The following is a 19,080-nucleotide window of genomic DNA, read 5'->3' as shown; positions in this document are numbered from 1 at the left end:
GTCGGCGTCCGTCCGGTGGCGACGAGCACCCCACCGAGCCGATCCGGCTCATGACGCCGTCGCCGCTGCGCGTGCCGTCCGCGCCCCGCAGCGCGGCCGGGAAGCTGCAGGCCGAGCGCCTGAAGGCGGAGAAGGCGGCGAGGGCGGAGAAGGCCGAGAAGGCAGCCCCCTCGGTACCGGAGGCCTCGGCTCCGACGCCCGAGAAGGCGAGGCCCGAGAGAGCGAAGCCGGAAAGAACGACGCCCGAGAAGGCGACGCCCGAGAGCGCCGAGCCCGCGAAGCCCCGCTCCGCCGGGGCCGCTGAGTCGGAGCGGACGCCACGCACCCCGTTCCGTCGCCTCGTGCTGCCCGGCTCGGAGGGCCGCGCCCTCGCGAAGGCGGGGCGGGAGCGCCGGCGCTTCGAGCGCGGCGAGGTCCGCCGCTTCACCCGTCGGGCCCGCCGCCGGCGCACGATCGCCCTCGTCACGGCCGGCTCGCTGGTCCTCCTCGCCCTGGTCGTCGCGGTCGCGGCGTACTCGCCGCTGATGGCCGTGAAGACGATCGAGATCACGGGCACGCAGCGCGTCAGCGCCCAGGACATCCAGAACTCGCTCTCGGACCAGGTCGGGGTGCCGCTCACGCTGGTGGACCGCGCCGCCGTCGGGCGCGTGCTCGGCAGCTACCCCCTGGTGCGGAGCTACTCCGTGCAGACGCGGCCGCCCAGCACCCTGATCGTCAGCGTCGTCGAGCGGACCCCTGTCGGCGTGATCGCCGACGGGGCCGAGTTCGACCTCGTCGACCCGGCGGGCGTCGTCATCGAGACCGCACCGGCCGCCCAGGAGGGGTACCCGCTGCTCAGCACGCCGACCGGCTCGGCGTCCGGCGCCGCCTTCCGCACGACGGCGCGGGTGCTGCTGACCCTGCCGGAGTCGCTCGAGGGGCAGGTCGCCTCGGCCGCGGCGACCACGGGGGACGACGTCTCGCTGACGCTCACCGACGGCGCGGTCGTCTTCTGGGGCGGCTCGGACGACTCGGCCCTCAAGGCGGTCGTCCTCGAGAAGCTGATGGCGGCGACCGATCCGGCGACCGTCGCCTCCTACGACGTCTCCTCGCCCCAGGCCGCCGTCGTCGCCCGGCGATGAGCGGCGCGCCGGACGGATCCGCGCGGCTCTTTGCCGATTGCGGGCGTGTCTGGCGCGGGGCGGAGCGCACTCCGCCTACCGTCGACCCCACACCCCAAATGCATACTCAGCATAACTTTAAGCCTCAACTACAGGTTTAAGGTTCAGCCCGGAGGCCGGACACGTGACTTCAAACCAGAACTACCTCGCCGTGATCAAGGTCGTCGGCATCGGCGGTGGCGGCGTCAACGCCGTCAACCGCATGATCGAGCTCGGCCTCCGCGGCGTCGAGTTCATCGCGATCAACACCGACGCGCAGGCGCTCCTGCTCAGCGACGCGGACGTCAAGCTCGACGTCGGCCGCGAGCTGACCCGCGGACTCGGCGCGGGCGCCGACCCCGAGGTCGGCCGCCGCGCCGCCGAGGACCACGCGGAGGAGATCGAGGAGGTGCTCGCGGGCGCCGACATGGTCTTCGTCACCGCGGGCGAGGGCGGCGGCACCGGCACCGGCGGCGCGCCCGTCGTGGCGCGCATCGCCAAGTCGATCGGCGCGCTCACCATCGGTGTCGTCACGAAGCCCTTCGGCTTCGAGGGCCGGCGCCGCCAGACCCAGGCCGAGGCGGGTGTCGCGACCCTGAAGAACGAGGTCGACACCCTCATCGTCGTGCCGAACGACCGCCTGCTCGAGATCAGCGACCGCGGCATCTCGATGCTCGAGGCCTTCGCCACGGCCGACCAGGTCCTGCTCGCCGGTGTCCAGGGCATCACCGACCTGATCACCACGCCGGGTCTGATCAACCTCGACTTCGCCGACGTGAAGTCGGTCATGCAGGGCGCCGGCTCCGCGCTGATGGGCATCGGCTCCTCGCGCGGTGCGGACAGGGCGATCAAGGCGGCCGAGCTGGCCGTCGCGTCCCCGCTGCTCGAGGCGAGCATCGACGGCGCGCACGGCGTGCTGCTGTCCATCCAGGGCGGGTCGAACCTCGGCATCTTCGAGATCAACGACGCGGCGCGCCTGGTCCAGGAGGCGGTGCATCCCGAGGCGAACATCATCTTCGGTGCGGTCATCGACGACACCCTCGGCGACGAGGTGCGCGTGACCGTGATCGCGGCCGGCTTCGACGGCGGTGAGCCCGGCGCGACCGGCCCGGCCGCCGTCGCCCAGCCGCGCGCGCAGCAGAGCCTGCCCGCGGAGGCGTCGAGCGAGCCCGCGCCGGCCCCGGTCGCGGCTCCGTCCGCCGGGTCGATCTGGTCGAGTACGCCGGTCGCCGCGCCGGCTCCCGTCGCCGACCCGTCGTTCGACGACGACGAGAGCGACCTCGACATCCCCGACTTCCTCAAGTAGTCGCCGCCGTGGTGGATCGCGAGCTGGCCGAGCGCTGGGCCTCGGTGACCGAGCAGGTCGCCGAGGCCGCGCGCTCGGCCGGCCGCGACCCCTCCGAGCTGACCACGATCGTGGTCACCAAGTACCACCCCGTCGCCCTCCTGCGCGATCTGCTCGAGCTCGGCGTCGCCGACTTCGGGGAGAATCGCCACCAGGAGGCGCAGGAGAAGTCGGCCGAGCTCGCCGGCACTCCGGCGCGCTGGCACTACATCGGCCAGCTGCAGAGCAAGAAGGCGCGGCAGGTGAGGCGCTACGCGAGCTCGATCCACTCGGTCGACCGGCTCGCGCTCGTCCCGCTGCTCGACGCCGGCGTGCCGGAGCCCGGGCAGTCGCCGCTCGACGTCTTCCTGCAGGTCAACCTGACGGACGACCTCGACCGCGGGGGAGCGTCGCCCGACGAGGTCGAGCCGCTGGCGGAGGCCCTGGCCGCGGCTCCCGGGCTCGCCCTGCGCGGCGTGATGGCCGTCGCTCCGCTCGGCGAGGAGCCGCGCCCGGCCTTCGCGCGGCTGCGCGGGATCTCGGAGCGGGTGCGCTCGATCGACCCCGCGGCGAGCGCGATCTCGGCCGGCATGTCGAACGACTTCGCCGAGGCGATCGCGGAGGGTGCGACACACCTGCGAATCGGGTCGGCAATCACCGGCAATCGGCCCGCCCGCCCGTAGCCTCGTCGTGACCCAGCTGTGGGTGCGACGACAACACGGAGGACACTGATGGCCAACCCGCTGAAGAAGACGATGGTGTACCTCGGACTCGCCGACGAAGAGGTCGAGTACGAGCGTGCCGAGACCGTCGAGGCGGCTCCCGCGACAGCTCACCGCGCCCCGGTCTCCCCGGTGCAGCCGGTCCCGCCGGTCGAGCAGACCCCGCAGCAGCCCCGCGCGACGGTCACCCCGCTCCGCAAGCCCACCCCCCAGACCCCGAAGGCGACGGCACACGCTGAGATGAACGAGATCCTCACCGTCCACCCCAAGCAGTACCGCGACGCGCAGGTCATCGCGGAGAACTTCCGCGACGGCATCCCCGTCATCATCAACCTCTCGCAGATGAGCGACGCCGACGCGCGCCGCCTGATCGACTTCGCGAGCGGCCTCTCGCAGGGCCTCTACGGGCGCATCGAGCGCGTCACGAGCAAGGTCTTCCTCCTCTCCCCGTCGCACATCACGGTCGCGGGCGATTCGGCCTCCGCCGAGAGCGACGCCGATGCGTCGTTCTTCGCAAAGTCCTGATCCCGGGAGCCCTGTCGTTCGGTGAGCTCCGTCATCTCGCTCTTCGCGAGCGTCCTCTACTTCGTCCTCCTGCTGTACTTCTTCGCGATGTGGGCGCGCTTCGTGCTCGATCTCGTCCGGGTGATCCGTCGTGAATGGCGCCCCCGCGGCGTCGGACTCGTCGCTGCCGAGACGGTGTACACGGTCACGGACCCGCCGATCTCCTTCTTCCGCCGGGTGATCAAGCCGGTCTCGATCGGCCCGATCGCGCTGGACTTCGGCTGGAGTCTCACCATGCTCTGCGTGATCGTGGGCATGTACATCGCCACCTGGCTCCAGCGGGTCTGATCCCCGGCGGTGCGCGGGCCCCCGGCGGCCCCTGTATCGTTGGCGTCGATCGGACGTGCTCCGCTGTGCCCGCACTGCGCCGCGCGCTCCCAGTTGCTAGCTTTAGTCGTTGCTAGCTCCAGCCGAACGTTCTTGAACGTGTACCTACTTGAAATCGAAGGTGGAAAGCCATGGCGCTCACTCCCGAAGATGTTGTCAACAAGCGGTTCCAGCCGACCAAGTTCCGCGAGGGATACGACCAGGACGAGGTCGACGACTTCCTCGACGAGGTCGTCGTGGAGCTCCGCCGCCTGAACCAGGAGAACGAGGAGCTGCGCCAGCGCCTCTCCTCGGGCGACTCGCGGCCGATGGACGCCCCCGTGGCCTCCACTCCGGCTCCCGCTCCCGTGGTCGACGAGGCCCCCGAGCCCGAGGCCGAGCCCGAGCCCGAGCCCGAGCCGGAGCCCACCCCGGCTCCCGCACAGGCCGCTCCCGCCGCCTCGCAGTCGGCTCCGGTCGACGAGGCCGAGAGCTCCAGCGGACTCCTGCAGCTCGCGCGCCGTCTCCACGAGGAGCACGTCCGCGAGGGCGCCGAGAAGCGCGACGCGCTCGTCGCCGAGGGCCGTGCCACCGCCGCGCGCATCGTCGCCGAGGCCGAGGCCAAGCAGCGTGCCCAGGTCGCGAAGCTCGAGGAGGAGCGCGCGACGGTCGAGCACCGCATCGACGAGCTCCGCACCTTCGAGCGCGAGTACCGCCAGAAGCTGAAGAGCTACATCGAGGGCCAGCTCCGCGACCTCGACACCCAGCCGGTGTCGGCCGAGTCGTCCTCGTTCCCCGGCTTTGGGGCGTAGCACCACCGCAGCGAACGTCAGGCCGAGGGTGCTCGTCACCCTCGGCCTCGTTGCGCTCGCGGTGTTCGCGATCGACCAGACCGCGAAGCACCTCGTGAGCACCGGGCTCACGCTCGGTGAGGATGTGCACGTCCTCGGCGACGTGCTGATCCTGCACTACGTGAAGAACCCCGGGGCCGCGTTCTCGCTCGCGAGCGGCTCCACCTGGATCTTCTCGATCATCGCCGCGTGCGTGGTCGTCGCCGTGATCTGGTTCTCCCGGCGCATCCGCTCGACGGCGTGGGCGCTGTTCTTCGGCCTGCTGCTCGGCGGCACGCTCGGCAACCTGTTCGACCGCCTGTTCCGCGAGCCGTCGTTCGGCCTGGGCCACGTCGTCGACTTCCTCTACACGCCGTGGCTGCTGCCGGCGATCTACAACGTCGCCGACATCGCCATCTGCACGGCGATGGGGCTCTTCGTGATCCTCAGCCTGCGCGGTGTGAACCTCGACGGCACGCGCACCTCGCGGAAGGCCGAGCAGGCCGCCGCGGAGGACAGGGACGACACCGAGGCCGTCGAGTCCGAGCCGCGCGGCGGCGCCTGATGGTGCAGTCGCGCTCGCTGCCCGTCCCCGACGGCCTGGCCGGCCTCCGCGCCGACGCCGCCGTGGGCAAGCTCCTCGGCTTCTCACGGACCTTCGCCGCCGAGGTCATCGACGCCGGCGGCGTCTCGGCGGACGGCCGGGTGCTCGACAAGAGCGACCGCGTCGCCGCGGGTGCCTGGCTGAGCGTCGAGTGGAGCCCGCGCGAGGAGCCGCGCATCGTCCCGATCGCGGTCTCCGAGCTCGGCATCGTCCACGACGACGACGACATCGTGGTGATCGACAAGCCGGTCGGCGTCGCGGCGCACCCGGCCGTCGGCTGGGAGGGCCCCACCGTCCTCGGCGCGCTCGCCGCCGCCGGCTTCACGATCTCGACATCCGGCGCCGCTGAGCGCGCGGGCATCGTGCACCGCCTCGATGCCGGGACGAGCGGACTGATGGTCGTCGCGAAGTCCGAGCGCGCCTACACCCACCTCAAGCGCGCCTTCCACGACCGCCAGGTCGAGAAGATCTACCACGCCGTGGTCCAGGGGCACCCGGATCCGCTGACCGGCACGATCGACGCGCCGCTCGGACGCCACCCGTCCTCGGACTGGAAGTTCGCGATCCGCGCCGACGGCAAGCCGTCGGTCACGCACTACGAGACGATCGAGGCGTTCCCGTTCGCCTCGCTCCTCGAGATCCGTCTGGAGACGGGCCGCACCCACCAGATCCGCGTGCACATGGCCGCGCAGCGCCACCCCTGCGTGGGCGACGCGATGTACGGAGCCGACCCCACGCTCTCCAAGCGCCTCGGCCTCACCCGGCAGTGGCTCGACGCCGTCCGGCTGGCCTTCGCGCACCCGGGGACGGGGGAGTGGGTGCAGTTCGAGGCGACCTATCCCGACGACCTCGCGCACGCGCTGGACGTCCTCCGCGGGGAGTGACGCGGGTAGACTTTCGGTCTCCCTGCCCGCAGTCCGTCGGAGGCGCATCCTTTGCCGAGTAACGATTCCTTCGTCCACCTGCACGTGCACAGCGAGTACTCGATGCTCGACGGTGCCGCCCGGGTCAAGCCGCTGATCGACGCGGCGGTGGAGGAGCGCATGCCGGCGATCGCCGTCACCGACCACGGGAACGTGTTCGGCGCCTTCGACTTCTGGCGCACCGCGACCGCGGCCGGGATCAAGCCGATCATCGGCACCGAGGCCTACATCACCCCCGGCACGCACCGCTCGGACAAGACCCGCATCCGCTGGGGCGACGGCGGCGGCGACGACGTGTCCGGCTCCGGCGCCTACACGCACATGACGCTGCTGAGCTCGACGACGACCGGCATGCACAACCTCTTCCGGCTCTCCTCGCGCGCCTCGATCGAGGGCTACTACTTCAAGCCCCGGATGGACCGCGAGATCCTCGCCGAGCACTCCGAGGGGCTCATCGCGACCACCGGCTGCCCGAGCGGCGAGGTGCAGACGCGCCTGCGCCTCGGGCAGTACAAGGAGGCGCGGCAGGCGGCGGCCGACTACCGCGACATCTTCGGCAAGGAGAACTACTTCGCCGAGATCATGGACCACGGCCTCGAGATCGAGCGCCGCGTCATCGGCGACGTGATCCGGCTGGCGAAGGACCTCGACCTGCCGCTGGTGGCCACGAACGATCTGCACTACACCCACGCGCACGACGCCACCTCGCACGCGGCGCTGCTCTGCGTGCAGTCCGGCACCACGCTCGACGACCCCAAGCGCTTCAAGTTCGACGCGGACGAGTTCTACCTCAAGTCGCCGCGCGAGATGCGCCAGGTCTTCCGCGACCACCCCGAGGCCTGCGACAACACGCTGCTGATCGCCGAGCGCTGCGACGTGCAGTTCGACACGTCCGCGAACTACATGCCGCGCTTCCCCGTCCCCGAGGGCGAGACCGAGGACAGCTGGTTCGTCAAGGAGGTCGAGGCCGGGCTGAACGAGCGCTACCCGGACGGCGTCTCGCAGGAGGTGCGCGACCGCGCCGACTACGAGACCCGCGTCATCCTGCAGATGGGCTTCCCGGGCTACTTCCTCGTCGTCGCCGACTTCATCAACTGGTCCAAGCGCAACGGCATCCGCGTCGGCCCGGGCCGCGGCTCCGGAGCCGGCTCGATGGCCGCCTACGCGATGAAGATCACCGACCTCGACCCGCTGCGCCACGGCCTGATCTTCGAGCGCTTCCTCAACCCGGACCGCGTCTCGATGCCCGACTTCGACGTCGACTTCGACGATCGTCGCCGCGGCGAGGTCATCCGCTACGTCACCGACAAGTACGGCGACGAGCGCGTCGCGCAGATCGTCACCTACGGCACGATCAAGGCGAAGCAGGCGCTCAAGGACGCCTCCCGCGTGCTCGGCTTCCCGTTCGGGATGGGCGAGAAACTCACCAAGGCGATGCCGCCCGCGATCATGGGCAAGGACATCCCCCTGACCGGGATCAACGACCCGGAGCACCCGCGCTACAAGGAGGCGCTCGACGTCCGGAACGTCATCGCCGAGGACCCGCAGGCGAAGCTCGTCTTCGAGACGGCGCTCGGCCTCGAGAACCTCAAGCGGCAGTGGGGCGTGCACGCCGCGGGCGTGATCATGTCGAGCGATCCGCTCAAGGACATCATCCCGATCATGAGGCGGGAGCAGGACGGCCAGATCGTCACGCAGTTCGACTACCCCGCCTGCGAGTCGCTCGGCCTGATCAAGATGGACTTCCTGGGGCTGCGGAACCTCACCATCATCGACGACGCCCTCGACAACATCCGCGCCAACCGCGGCGAGGACCTCGTCCTCGAGGACCTCGAGCTCGACGACCCCGCCGCCTACGAGCTGCTGGCGCGCGGCGACACCCTCGGCGTCTTCCAGCTCGACGGCGGGCCGATGCGCGGGCTGCTGCGCCTGATGAAGCCCGACAACTTCGAGGACATCTCGGCGGTCCTCGCGCTCTACCGGCCGGGCCCGATGGGCGCCGACTCGCACACCAACTACGCGCTGCGCAAGAACGGCGTGCAGGAGATCACCCCGATCCACCCGGAGCTCGAGGAGCCGCTCGCCGAGGTGCTCGGCGGCACCTACGGGCTGATCGTCTACCAGGAGCAGGTGATGTCGATCGCGCAGAAGCTCGCGGGCTTCACGCTCGCGCAGGCCGACCTGCTCCGCCGCGCGATGGGCAAGAAGAAGAAGTCCGAGCTGGACAAGCAGTTCGAGGGCTTCTCCGGCGGCATGAACGCGAACGGCTACTCGATGGCCGCGGTGAAGACCCTCTGGGACATCCTGCTGCCCTTCTCCGACTACGCGTTCAACAAGGCGCACTCGGCCGCCTACGGCGTCATCTCCTACTGGACCGCGTACCTCAAGGCGCACTACCCCGCCGAGTACATGGCCGCGCTGCTCACCAGCGTCGGCGATTCCAAGGACAAGATGGCCGCCTACCTCAACGAGTGCCGGCGGATGGGCATCAAGGTGCTTCCGCCGGACGTGAACGAGTCGATCGGCTTCTTCACCGCCGTCGGCACCGACATCCGCTTCGGCCTCGGCGCCGTGCGCAACGTCGGGACCAACGTGGTCGAGGGCATCCGCGTCTCGCGGGAGGAGAAGGGGCGCTTCGAGTCGTTCCACGACTTCCTGCGCAAGGTGCCGCTCCCGGTGGCGAACAAGCGCACCATCGAGTCGCTGATCAAGGCGGGCGCGTTCGACTCGCTCGGCTCGACCCGGCGCGCGCTCGTCGAGGTGCACGAGGACGCGGTCGAGGCCGCCGTCGGCGAGAAGCGCAACGAGGCCAACGGCCAGGTCGGCTTCGACTTCGACAGCCTCTGGGACGAGCCGCAGGCCGCGATCCAGGTGCCGACCCGGCCGGAGTGGGCCAAGCGGGACAAGCTCGCCTTCGAGCGCGACATGCTCGGCCTCTACGTCTCCGACCACCCGCTCGCCGGGCTCGAGACGGAGCTGGCCAAGCACTACAGCACGACGATCGCCGACCTGCTGGTCTCGGAGTCGATCGGCGACGGCGAGACGGTGGTCGTCGCCGGACTCGTCACGAGCGTGCAGCACCGGATGGCGAAGGCGTCGGGCAACCAGTACGGGATGATCCAGGTCGAGGACTTCGGCGGCGAGATCACCTGCATGTTCATGGGCAAGGCGTACCAGGAGTTCGCCCCGGCGCTGACGAACGACTCCATCGTCGTCGTGCGCGGCCGCGTCAGCATGCGCGACGACGGCATGAACCTGCACGCGTTCAGCCTCTTCGCCCCCGAGATGAGCCAGGACGGCGACTCCGGGCCGCTCACGGTCTCGATGCCGGAGTCGCGCGCGACCACCGACACGGTCTCGCAGCTCAGCGACGTGCTCATCCGCCACTCCGGCCGCACCGAGGTCCGCCTCAAGCTGATCAAGGGCGACACGGCCCGCGTCTTCGAGGTGCCGTTCCCGGTCCGGATCACCCCGGACCTGTTCGGCGAGCTGAAGAGCCTGCTCGGCCCCAACTGCCTCTACTGAGCCTTCGTGCGAGCCGGTCCCTGCCCGGCTCGCCGCGGTCGGCTCGTGCGGGTGGTCGCGTTCTGCAGAGCGTCCTGCGTTCGGCCGCGGCGATCCGCCGGCACGCGGATCGCCGGTTCGCCTCGGGCCGCGGGCAGTGCATGCTGGTCGAGTAGCCGCGCATCGGCGCATCGAGACCCGGCGACGGATCGAGTCCCGCGGTCGGCGGCGCGGGAGGCGCCCGCGGGGGAGCGCGCGAGTGCGGCCGGTAGGCTGGGGCGGCCATGATTCAGACTCTCGATCTGCGGGGGCGGCGCCCGTCCGCCGCCGAGCTCCTCGCCCTCGTTCCGCGCAACCCCGGCACCTCCGCCTCCGTCGGACCCGTCGTCGCCGAGCTGATCGCCGACGTCCGCGCGCGCGGCGCCGAGGCGCTGCTCGACCAGGCCGAGCGCCTCGACGGCGTCCGCCCGCCGCACCTGCGCGTCCCCGCCGAGGACATCGCCGCCGCGGTCCGCGACCTCGACCCCGCGATCCGCGCGGCCCTCGAGGAGGCGATCGTCCGCGTCCGCAAGGCCAGCGCCGCGCAGATCCCGCCGGCCCGCACGACCGTTCTCGACGACGGCGCCACCGTGACCCAGCGCTGGCAGCCCGTCGGCCGCGCGGGCCTCTACGTCCCCGGCGGCAAGGCCGTCTACCCCTCGAGCGTGATCATGAACGCCGTGCCCGCCCAGGCCGCCGGCGTCGGCTCCGTCGCGATCGCCTCGCCGCCGCAGAAGGCGTTCGGCGGCTCCGTGCACCCGACGATCCTCGCCGCCGCCGGACTCCTCGGCGTCGACGAGGTGTACGCGATGGGCGGGGCCGGTGCGGTCGCCGCCCTCGCCTACGGCGTCGACTCCCTCGGCCTCGATCCCGTCAGCATCATCACCGGCCCCGGCAACGTCTGGGTCACCACCGCCAAGCGCCAGGTGCTCGGCCAGGTCGGCATCGACTCCGAGGCCGGACCGACCGAGATCCTCGTCATCGCGGACTCCAGCGCCGACCCCCGCCTGATCGCCGCCGACCTGGTCAGCCAGGCCGAGCACGACGAGGCCGCCTCCGCCGTCCTCGTCACCGACGACCCGGCCCTCGCCGAGGCCGTCGAGCGCGAGATCGCCGAGCAGGCCGCGCGCACCCACCACTCCGAGCGGGTGGGCATCGCCCTCGCCGGCCCGCAGTCGGCGCTCGTGATCGTCGACGACCTCGAGATCGCCTGCGCCTTCAGCGACGCCTACGGTCCCGAGCACCTCGAGCTGCACACCGTCGACCCCGAGGCGACCGCCGAGCGGATCCACGACGCCGGCGCCGTCTTCCTCGGCCCGACGACGCCGGTCAGCCTCGGCGACTACCTCGCCGGCTCGAACCACGTGCTGCCGACCCTCGGGCAGGCGCGCTTCTCCTCCGGGCTCGGCGCGCACACCTTCCTCCGCCCGCAGCAGCTCGTCTCCTACGACCGCGCCGCCCTGCAGCGGGTCGCCCCGCACATCCGCGCGCTGAGCGACGCCGAGGCGCTGCCCGCGCACGGCGACGCCGTCGACGCCCGCTTCGCCTGACCTCGAGAGGCACCCGAGATGTTCTGCCCCTTCTGCCGTCACCCCGACTCCCGCGTCATCGACTCGCGCACCAGCGACGACGGCCTCTCCATCCGCCGCCGCCGCCAGTGCCCGTCGTGCGGCCGCCGCTTCTCCACCACCGAGACCGCGAGCCTCGTCGTGATCAAGCGCAGCGGAGTGGTCGAGCCCTTCAGCCGCGAGAAGATCGTCAGCGGTGTCCGGAAGGCCTGCCAGGGCCGCCCGGTCACCGACACCGATCTCGCCGTGCTCGCCCAGCGGGTGGAGGAGAACCTCCGCTCCACCGGCGCCTCGCAGATCGACGCGAACGACATCGGACTCGCGATCCTCCTGCCGCTGCGCGAGCTGGACGAGGTCGCCTACCTGCGCTTCGCGAGCGTCTACCAGGCGTTCGACTCGCTCGACGACTTCGAGTCGGCGATCGCGCTGCTGCGCGCCGAGCGCCCCGCCGCCCTGCACACCGCCGACGAGCTGTGAGCGCCGCCGTGTACCCGCTGCTGTTCTCCACCGTGCTCAAGCGCCTCGATCCCGAGCGCGCCCACCACCTCGCCTTCCCGGTCATCCAGGCGCTCGGGCCCGTGGCCCCGCTGGTCCGCCGGCTGACCGTGCCGCGCGCCGACCTCTCGGTCGAGGCGCTCGGCCTGCGCTTCGCCACCCCGTTCGGCGTCGCCGCCGGCTTCGACAAGGACGCGACCGCCGTGCTCGGCCTCGGCGCGCTCGGCTTCGGCCACGTCGAGGTCGGCACGCTCACCGCTCGCGCCCAGCCCGGCAACGACCGCCCGCGGCTCTTCCGGCTGATCGCCGACCGCGCGCTGATCAACCGGATGGGCTTCAACAACCGCGGCGCCCGCGCGGCGGCCGGGCGTCTCGCCCGCCTCCGCGGCGCACGCGGACGCCCCGTCATCGGCGTCAACATCGGCAAGAGCCGGGTGGTCGACGTCGACGACGCCGTCGAGGACTACCTCATCAGCGCGCGGATGCTCGCGCCGCTCGCCGACTACCTCGTCGTCAACGTCAGCTCGCCGAACACCCCGGGCCTGCGCGGCCTGCAGGAGATCGACAAGCTAGAGCCGCTGCTCGCCGCGGTCGCGGAGGCGGCGGACACGACTCCGCTGCTCGTCAAGATCGCGCCGGACCTCTCGGACGACGAGGTGGTCCGCGTCGCGGAGCTCGCCGTGCGCCTGGGCCTCGCGGGCGTCATCGCGACGAACACGACGCTCTCCCGCGAGGGCCTGCGCACCGAGCGGGCCGTCGTCGAGCGCGCGGGAGCCGGCGGCCTGTCCGGCGCTCCGCTCGCCGTGCGCGCGCTCGAGGTGCTGCGGGTCATCCGCGGCGTCGTGCCCGCGGAGTTCTGCGTGATCTCGGTCGGGGGAGTGGACACCGCCGAGGACGTGCAGGAGCGCCTCGACGCCGGCGCCACCCTGGTGCAGGGCTACTCGGCGTTCGTCTTCCGCGGTCCCCTCTGGGGCCGGCAGATCAACCGCGGCCTCGCGCGGCTGCGCTCGGCGTAGCGGCCGGGTCCGTAGCGGGTGCGGTTCCGCGCCCGACGCGGCCCGCGCCGATCGGCTCAGGCCCGGGACGACGGGGTCAGGCCGGGAACGCCCCGCGCTTGACCTGCGGCTTCGGGAGGCGCATCACGCGCAGCTGGAGGGCGCGCATCGCGGCGTACCACGGGATGCCCTTCTCGACCTTGTCGGCGCCGCCGAAGCGCTCGGCGAGCTTCTTCTTCAGGCGACGGCCGAGCAGGACGCAGTCGAGGACGGCGAGCAGGAAGAACGCCCACAGCACGATCAGCGTGAGCGAGGCGAGCTCGGGCTGCGGGAAGAAGCTGATCAGCAGGACGACGACCATCACCGGGATGAGGAACTCGCCGAAGCTGAAGCGCGCGTCCACGTAGTCGCGGACGTACTTGCGCTGCGGGCCCTTGTCGCGCACCGGCAGGTAGCGCTGGTCGCCGGCGGACATGCCCACACGGGCCTGCTCGCGCAGCTCCGCGGTCTTCACGCGGGCGTCGCGCGCGGCCTGCTTGCGGTCGGTGACGACCAGCGGACGCTTGCGGGCGAGCTCCTGCTCGCGGCGCGTCGGGGTCGGCCGGCCCTTCCCGACGGCCGTCACGTCGGCGTCGTCGGGGGTGTCGGGTGCGATCGGGTGCTTGGCCACAGGGGAACGTCCTTGGAATCGAGGGTCTCTTAAGATTACCTCCATGGCTCACGACGCTCCGACTCCGTCCTCCACCCTGCCCGCCGACGAGGAGGCGGTCCTCGCCGCCGTGCTCGACGACCTGCCCCGCTCGCTCGCCGAGCTGGGGCGCCTCGTCCGGATCCCCTCCGTCTCCTGGGACGGCTTCGACGCCACCCGCGTCGCCGCCAGCGCCGAGGCGATCGCCGAGCTCGCCCGCGAGACCGGCGTCTTCGACGACGTCTCGATCCGCAGCTCCACGATCGGAGACTCGGACCGGCTCGGCCAGCCCGCCGTCCTCGCGACGCGGGCCGCCCGCAACGGAGCGCCCACCGTGCTGCTCTACGCCCACCACGACGTGCAGCCGCAGGGCGCCGAGGAGGCGTGGGAGACGCCGCCGTTCGAGCCGACCGTGCGCGGCGACCGCCTGTACGGCCGCGGTGCCGCCGACGACAAGGCCGGCGTGGTCTCGCACCTCGCGGCCGTGCGCGCCCTGCGCCGCGTGGCGGGCGACGACCACGACCTCGGCCTCGTGCTCTTCATCGAGGGCGAGGAGGAGTTCGGCTCCCGCTCGTTCCCCACCTTCCTCCGCGAGCACCACGACGCGCTGCGGGCCGACGTGATCGTCGTCGCCGACAGCGACAACTGGGACGTCGACACCCCGTCGCTCACCGTCGGGCTGCGCGGCAACGTCACCCTGACCCTCACCGTGCGCACCCTCGACCACGCGTCGCACTCGGGCATGCTCGGCGGCGCGGTCCCCGACGCGATGCTCGCGACGATCCGCCTGCTCGACACGCTCTGGAACGAGGACGGCTCGGTCGCCGTCGCGGGGCTCACGGAGCACGACGGGGCGGTCCCCGAGACCACCGAGGACGACCTGCGCCGCGACGCGGGCCTCCTCGACGGCGTCTCGCCGATCGGCTCCGGGCCGTTCCTCTCCCGCATCTGGTCGAAGCCGTCGATCACCGTCACCGGCATCGATGCGCCGAGCGTCGTGGACGCCTCCAACACCCTGAGCGCCTCCGTGCGGGTCAAGATCAGCGCGCGGATCGCGCCCGGGCAGGAGGCGCCCGAGGGCTTCGCCGCGCTCGAGCGGCACCTGCGGGCACACGCCCCGTTCGGCGCCCACCTCGAGATCGCCGACGTCGACACGGGGGAGCCCTTCCTCGTCGACACCTCGGGCTGGGCCGTCGGCCTGGTCGAGCAGGCGATGGCGGACGCGTGGGGCCGCGCGCCGCTGGAGACCGGTGTCGGCGGCAGCATCCCCTTCATCGCCGATCTCGTCCGCGAGTTCCCGGCGGCGCAGATCCTGGTCACCGGTGTCGAGGACCCCGACTCGCGCGCCCACAGCCCGAACGAGTCGCTGCACCTGGGGGTCTTCAAGCGCGCGGCGCAGACGGAGGCGCTGTTCCTGCTGCGCGCGGCCGGGCACCGCGCCTGAGCGATTCGGAATAGCCCGGCCCGCATCCGGGTTGCCACCGTAGAATCGTCGGACGCACGCCGACCGATCCCGTCCTGCGCGTTATCGCCCATCCCACCGAGGAGTGACATGTCCGACACGACACTGACCGCCAGCACGACCACCGCGGCGCACGGCGTCTCGATGACCCCCGTCGCCGCCGCCAAGGTGAAGAGCCTCCTCGAGCAGGAGGGCCGCGACGACCTGCGCCTGCGCGTCGCCGTACAGCCCGGCGGCTGCTCCGGCCTGATCTACCAGCTCTACTTCGACGAGCGCACGCTGGACGGCGACGCCGCGGTCGAGTTCGAGGGCGTCGGCCTCGTCGTCGACAAGATGAGCGTCCCCTACCTCGACGGCGCCTCCATCGACTTCGAGGACACCATCCAGAAGCAGGGCTTCACCATCGACAACCCCAACGCCGGCGGCAGCTGCGCCTGCGGCGACAGCTTCCACTGATCGTCCGCGGCGACACGCCGCACGGCCCGCTCGAACGGCGCCCGACACCCCGCTCCGGCGGGCGGTCGGGCGCCGTTCGTCGTCGCAGCACCACTTCGGCGCGAGGTCAAGAGCGGGTGCCGGTGCACTCCCTGCCGACGACGGCGGGTAGGCTAGGGCCGGTCTAATACAGTTTCGTGTGAACTGGTCCCCAGTCTTCCGAAAGGTCACCGGTGCGCTTCAATCGCCGTCTCCGCCGATGGGTCGCAGTACCCGTCGCAGGAGCTCTCGCCCTCGTCCTCGCGGGCTGCACGCAGGAGCAGCTGCAGGGCTGGCTCCCCACCGAACCCGGCACGACGAACCACGTCGACCGGGTCATCGGACTCTGGGTCACCTCCTGGATCGTCCTCCTCGCCGTGGGTGTCATCACCTGGGGCCTGACGATCTGGGCGGTCGTCGTCTACCGCCGCCGGAAGGGCCAGACCGGCCTGCCGGTGCAGCTGCGCTACAACATGCCGATCGAGATCTTCTACACGATCGTGCCGCTGATCCTCGTGATCGGCTTCTTCGCCTTCACCGCGCGCGACCAGGCCGCCATCGAGCAGGCCTACGACGACCCGGACGAGACCATCCAGGTGTACGGCAAGCAGTGGGCGTGGGACTTCAACTACGTCGACGAGGACGTCTACTCGGCAGGCATCCAGGGCCAGTACGAGGACAGCGCCGACGGCGCCGGCTCGCTGGTCGAGTCCGAGGTCCCGACGCTCTACCTGCCGGTGAACCAGAAGATCAAGATCCAGCTCGACGCGCGCGACGTCATCCACTCCTTCTGGGTCGTCGACTTCCTCTACAAGAAGGACATGATCCCCGGCAAGACGAACTACATGTACGTCACGCCGCTCAAGGAGGGGACCTACGCCGGCAAGTGCGCCGAGCTCTGCGGCGAGTACCACTCCGCGATGCTCTTCAACGTGAAGGTCGTCTCGCAGGGCGAGTACGACGACTACATCCAGTCGCTGCGCGACGCGGGCCAGACCGGCCAGCTCGGCGCCGAGTACGACCGCAACAGCAACCTGCCCGGCACCGGCGCGCCGGCCCGCACCGAGAACGAGGAGTAGAGGGAGCATGAGCACCGCCACCGCACCCGCCCCGTCCCGCGCATTCGGCACACCGCCGGTCGAGCGCAAGGCGAACGTCCTCGTTCGCTGGATGACGTCCACCGACCACAAGGTCATCGGGTACATGTACCTGATCACCTCGTTCATCTACTTCTGCATCGCGGGCGTGATGGCCCTGGTCATCCGCGCCCAGCTCTTCGAGCCCGGCCTCGCCGTGGTCGAGACCCGCGAGCAGTACAACCAGCTCTTCACGATGCACGGCACGATCATGCTGCTGATGTTCGCGACGCCGCTCTTCGCGGGCTTCGCCAACGTCCTGATGCCGCTGCAGATCGGCGCCCCCGACGTCGCGTTCCCGCGGCTCAACGCGTTCGCCTACTGGCTCTACAGCTTCGGCTCGCTGATCGCGGTCGCCGGCTTCATCACCCCGCAGGGCGCCGCGTCGTTCGGCTGGTTCGCCTACGCGCCACTCTCGAGCACCACGTTCTCGCCAGGGCTCGGCGGGAATCTCTGGGTGTTCGGCCTCGCGCTCTCGGGCTTCGGCACGATCCTCGGCGCGGTGAACTTCATCACGACGATCATCACGATGCGCGCCCCCGGCATGACGATGTTCCGCATGCCGATCTTCACCTGGAACATCCTGGTGACGTCGATCCTCGTGCTGCTGGCCTTCCCGGTCCTCGCGGCGGCGATGTTCGCCCTCGGTGCCGACCGCGTGTTCGATGCCCACATCTACGACGCGGCCAACGGCGGCGTGCTGCTCTGGCAGCACCTCTTCTGGTTCTTCGGCCACCCCGAGGTGTACATCATCGCGCTGCCGTTCTTCGGCATCGTCTCCGAGGTCTTCCCGGTGTTCAGCCGCAAGCCGATCTTCGGCTACAAGACGCTGATCTACGCGACCATCGCCATCGCGGCCCTCTCGGTCACGGTGTGGGCGCACCACATGTACGTCACCGGCTCGGTGCTGCTGCCGTTCTTCTCGCTGATGACGATGCTCATCGCGGTCCCGACCGGCGTGAAGATCTTCAACTGGATCGGCACCATGTGGCGCGGATCCGTGACGTTCGAGACCCCGATGATCTGGGCGATCGGCTTCCTGATCACCTTCACCTTCGGTGGACTCACCGGCGTCATCCTCGCGTCGCCGCCGCTCGACTTCCACGTGTCCGACTCGTACTTCGTCGTGGCGCACTTCCACTACGTCGTGTTCGGCACCGTCGTGTTCGCGATGTTCTCGGGCTTCTACTTCTGGTGGCCCAAGTGGACCGGCAAGATGCTGAACGAGACGCTGGGCAAGTGGCACTTCTGGCTGCTGTTCATCGGCTTCCACACCACCTTCCTCATCCAGCACTGGCTCGGCGTCGTGGGCATGCCCCGCCGCTACGCGAGCTACCTGCCCGAGGACGGCTTCACCTGGATGAACCAGCTGTCGACCGTCGGTGCGATGATCCTCGCGGTCTCGCTGATCCCGTTCTTCCTGAACGTGTACATCACGGCCCGCAAGGCGCCGAAGGTCACCGTCAACGACCCGTGGGGCTTCTCGCGGTCGCTCGAGTGGGCGACCTCCTGCCCGCCGCCCCGGCACAACTTCACCTCCATCCCGCGCATCCGCAGCGAGGCTCCGGCCTTCGACCTCAACCACCCCGAGGCAGGCATCCCCGTCGGCATCGGCCCGGCGAAGGACGCTCCGGACGCTCCCACGTACGACAAGTCCGAAGGCACGGTGAAGTAGGGCCATGCGCGCCAACGTCAATCTGTTCTGGCTCCTCGCCGGGTTCTTCCTCCTCGCGGACGTCACCTACATCCTCTGGTCCCTGATCGACACCGGTCAGATCGAGTGGGTCGGCACCGTGGGCATCGCGCTCTCGTCGGTGCTGGGCGGGTTCATCGCCTTCTACGTCGGCCGGGTGCACAAGGCCCAGGGCGCCGAGCTGCCCGAGGACCGCCTCGACGCCGACATCGACGACGGCGACCCCGAGCTGGGCTTCTTCAGCCCGTGGAGCTGGTGGCCGCTGATCCTCGGCGGCTCCGCCGCGCTGGCCTTCCTCGGCCTCGCGGTCGGCTTCTGGATCACCTACATCGCGGTCGGCCTCTTCCTGGTCGCGATCGCCGGCTGGGTGTACGAGTACTACCGCGGCTACTTCGCCCGCTAGGCGAGCAGCACGGCCGTGAGGGCCGGGTGCAGGAGGTCTCCACCTCCGGCACCCGGCCCTTTCTCGTGGGGCGAAGGAGCCCGCAGGGCGGGCGCGGGCGTCTGCGGCCTTCCTCGGAGCGTCGGGCTGTCGAACGGACGCGAAACGGACTCTGACGAGCCCCCCTGAGGCCGCTCCGAGTCCACTCACGCCGCCGCTGGGGTGCGAGCGG

General features: G+C 70.8%; 18 protein-coding genes. 17 read left to right on the top strand and 1 reads right to left on the bottom strand.

The features are described from left to right. The first annotated feature begins 50 nt into the window (after nt 1-50). From HRK28_RS18345 to HRK28_RS18290, 12 genes are all read left to right on the top strand, one after another. Nucleotides 51-1,121, top strand: a complete 1,071-nt coding sequence (locus tag HRK28_RS18345) for an FtsQ-type POTRA domain-containing protein (protein ID WP_173252611.1) — start codon at nt 51-53, stop codon at nt 1,119-1,121. 163 nt (nt 1,122-1,284) lie between these two features. Continuing rightward, nucleotides 1,285-2,445 (top strand): cell division protein FtsZ, encoded by a 1,161-nt coding sequence (gene ftsZ, locus HRK28_RS18340; protein ID WP_160089987.1) that lies wholly within the window; start codon nt 1,285-1,287, stop codon nt 2,443-2,445. 8 nt (nt 2,446-2,453) lie between these two features. Further along, the gene (locus HRK28_RS18335; RefSeq protein ID WP_367948473.1) at nt 2,454-3,146 is read left to right on the top strand and encodes a YggS family pyridoxal phosphate-dependent enzyme; all 693 of its coding nucleotides are present in this window, start codon (nt 2,454-2,456) and stop codon (nt 3,144-3,146) included. Between the two features lie 48 nt (nt 3,147-3,194). Next, a complete protein-coding gene (locus tag HRK28_RS18330) occupies nt 3,195-3,710 on the top strand; it encodes a cell division protein SepF (protein ID WP_160089985.1) in 516 nt (171 codons plus the stop codon). Between the two features lie 21 nt (nt 3,711-3,731). Beyond that, complete coding sequence (locus HRK28_RS18325) at nt 3,732-4,037, top strand: YggT family protein (protein ID WP_279630795.1); 306 nt, start codon at nt 3,732-3,734, stop codon at nt 4,035-4,037. 170 nt (nt 4,038-4,207) lie between these two features. Continuing rightward, a complete protein-coding gene (locus HRK28_RS18320; protein ID WP_173252610.1) occupies nt 4,208-4,867 on the top strand; it encodes a DivIVA domain-containing protein in 660 nt (219 codons plus the stop codon). Nucleotides 4,868-4,895: 28 nt separating this feature from the next. Further along, the gene (gene lspA, locus HRK28_RS18315) at nt 4,896-5,450 is read left to right on the top strand and encodes a signal peptidase II (protein WP_173252609.1); all 555 of its coding nucleotides are present in this window, start codon (nt 4,896-4,898) and stop codon (nt 5,448-5,450) included. Between the two features lie 2 nt (nt 5,451-5,452). Continuing rightward, entirely contained in the window at nt 5,453-6,373 is a 921-nt protein-coding gene (locus HRK28_RS18310) for an RluA family pseudouridine synthase (RefSeq protein WP_173252700.1), read from the top strand. A gap of 51 nt (nt 6,374-6,424) precedes the next feature. Continuing rightward, on the top strand, nt 6,425-9,937 hold the full coding sequence (gene dnaE, locus HRK28_RS18305) for a DNA polymerase III subunit alpha (RefSeq protein ID WP_173252608.1): 3,513 nt from the start codon (nt 6,425-6,427) through the stop codon (nt 9,935-9,937). Nucleotides 9,938-10,200: 263 nt separating this feature from the next. Then, nucleotides 10,201-11,505, top strand: a complete 1,305-nt coding sequence (hisD, locus tag HRK28_RS18300) for a histidinol dehydrogenase (protein WP_173252607.1) — start codon at nt 10,201-10,203, stop codon at nt 11,503-11,505. A gap of 18 nt (nt 11,506-11,523) precedes the next feature. Beyond that, on the top strand, nt 11,524-12,000 hold the full coding sequence (gene nrdR, locus HRK28_RS18295) for a transcriptional regulator NrdR (RefSeq protein WP_160089975.1): 477 nt from the start codon (nt 11,524-11,526) through the stop codon (nt 11,998-12,000). Nucleotides 12,001-12,008: 8 nt separating this feature from the next. Continuing rightward, nucleotides 12,009-13,034: a quinone-dependent dihydroorotate dehydrogenase gene (locus HRK28_RS18290; RefSeq protein WP_173252699.1), complete on the top strand. Its 1,026-nt coding sequence runs from the start codon at nt 12,009-12,011 to the stop codon at nt 13,032-13,034. Nucleotides 13,035-13,110: 76 nt separating this feature from the next. Here the strand turns inward: HRK28_RS18290 and HRK28_RS18285 are convergent, their stop codons facing one another. Then, nucleotides 13,111-13,683: a DUF3043 domain-containing protein gene (locus HRK28_RS18285; protein ID WP_367948472.1), complete on the bottom strand. Its 573-nt coding sequence runs from the start codon at nt 13,681-13,683 to the stop codon at nt 13,111-13,113. A 43-nt stretch (nt 13,684-13,726) separates the two neighbouring features. On the opposite strand from HRK28_RS18285, the gene HRK28_RS18280 reads away from it, so the two are divergent. The 5 genes from HRK28_RS18280 to HRK28_RS18260 all read left to right on the top strand — a co-directional run bounded on the left by HRK28_RS18280 (nt 13,727) and on the right by HRK28_RS18260 (nt 18,869). Beyond that, nucleotides 13,727-15,145 carry a dipeptidase gene (locus HRK28_RS18280; RefSeq protein ID WP_173252605.1) on the top strand — a complete coding sequence of 473 codons (1,419 nt, stop codon included), beginning with the start codon at nt 13,727-13,729 and terminating at the stop codon, nt 15,143-15,145. Between the two features lie 108 nt (nt 15,146-15,253). Then, a complete protein-coding gene (erpA, locus tag HRK28_RS18275; RefSeq protein WP_123446151.1) occupies nt 15,254-15,619 on the top strand; it encodes an iron-sulfur cluster insertion protein ErpA in 366 nt (121 codons plus the stop codon). Nucleotides 15,620-15,831: 212 nt separating this feature from the next. Next, entirely contained in the window at nt 15,832-16,716 is an 885-nt protein-coding gene (coxB, locus tag HRK28_RS18270) for a cytochrome c oxidase subunit II (protein ID WP_123446152.1), read from the top strand. 7 nt (nt 16,717-16,723) lie between these two features. Continuing rightward, complete coding sequence (gene ctaD / locus HRK28_RS18265) at nt 16,724-18,448, top strand: cytochrome c oxidase subunit I (protein ID WP_160089967.1); 1,725 nt, start codon at nt 16,724-16,726, stop codon at nt 18,446-18,448. Between the two features lie 4 nt (nt 18,449-18,452). After that, a complete protein-coding gene (locus HRK28_RS18260; RefSeq protein WP_160089965.1) occupies nt 18,453-18,869 on the top strand; it encodes a cytochrome c oxidase subunit 4 in 417 nt (138 codons plus the stop codon). Nucleotides 18,870-19,080 lie beyond the last annotated feature (211 nt).

It is taken from the genome of Rathayibacter sp. VKM Ac-2835 (genome assembly GCF_013266705.1).
In the GTDB taxonomy this organism is placed as follows: Bacteria; Actinomycetota; Actinomycetes; order Actinomycetales; family Microbacteriaceae; genus Rathayibacter.
The sequence above is the reverse complement of the archived record's forward strand: the minus strand, read 5'-3'. Positions and strand labels throughout refer to the sequence as shown.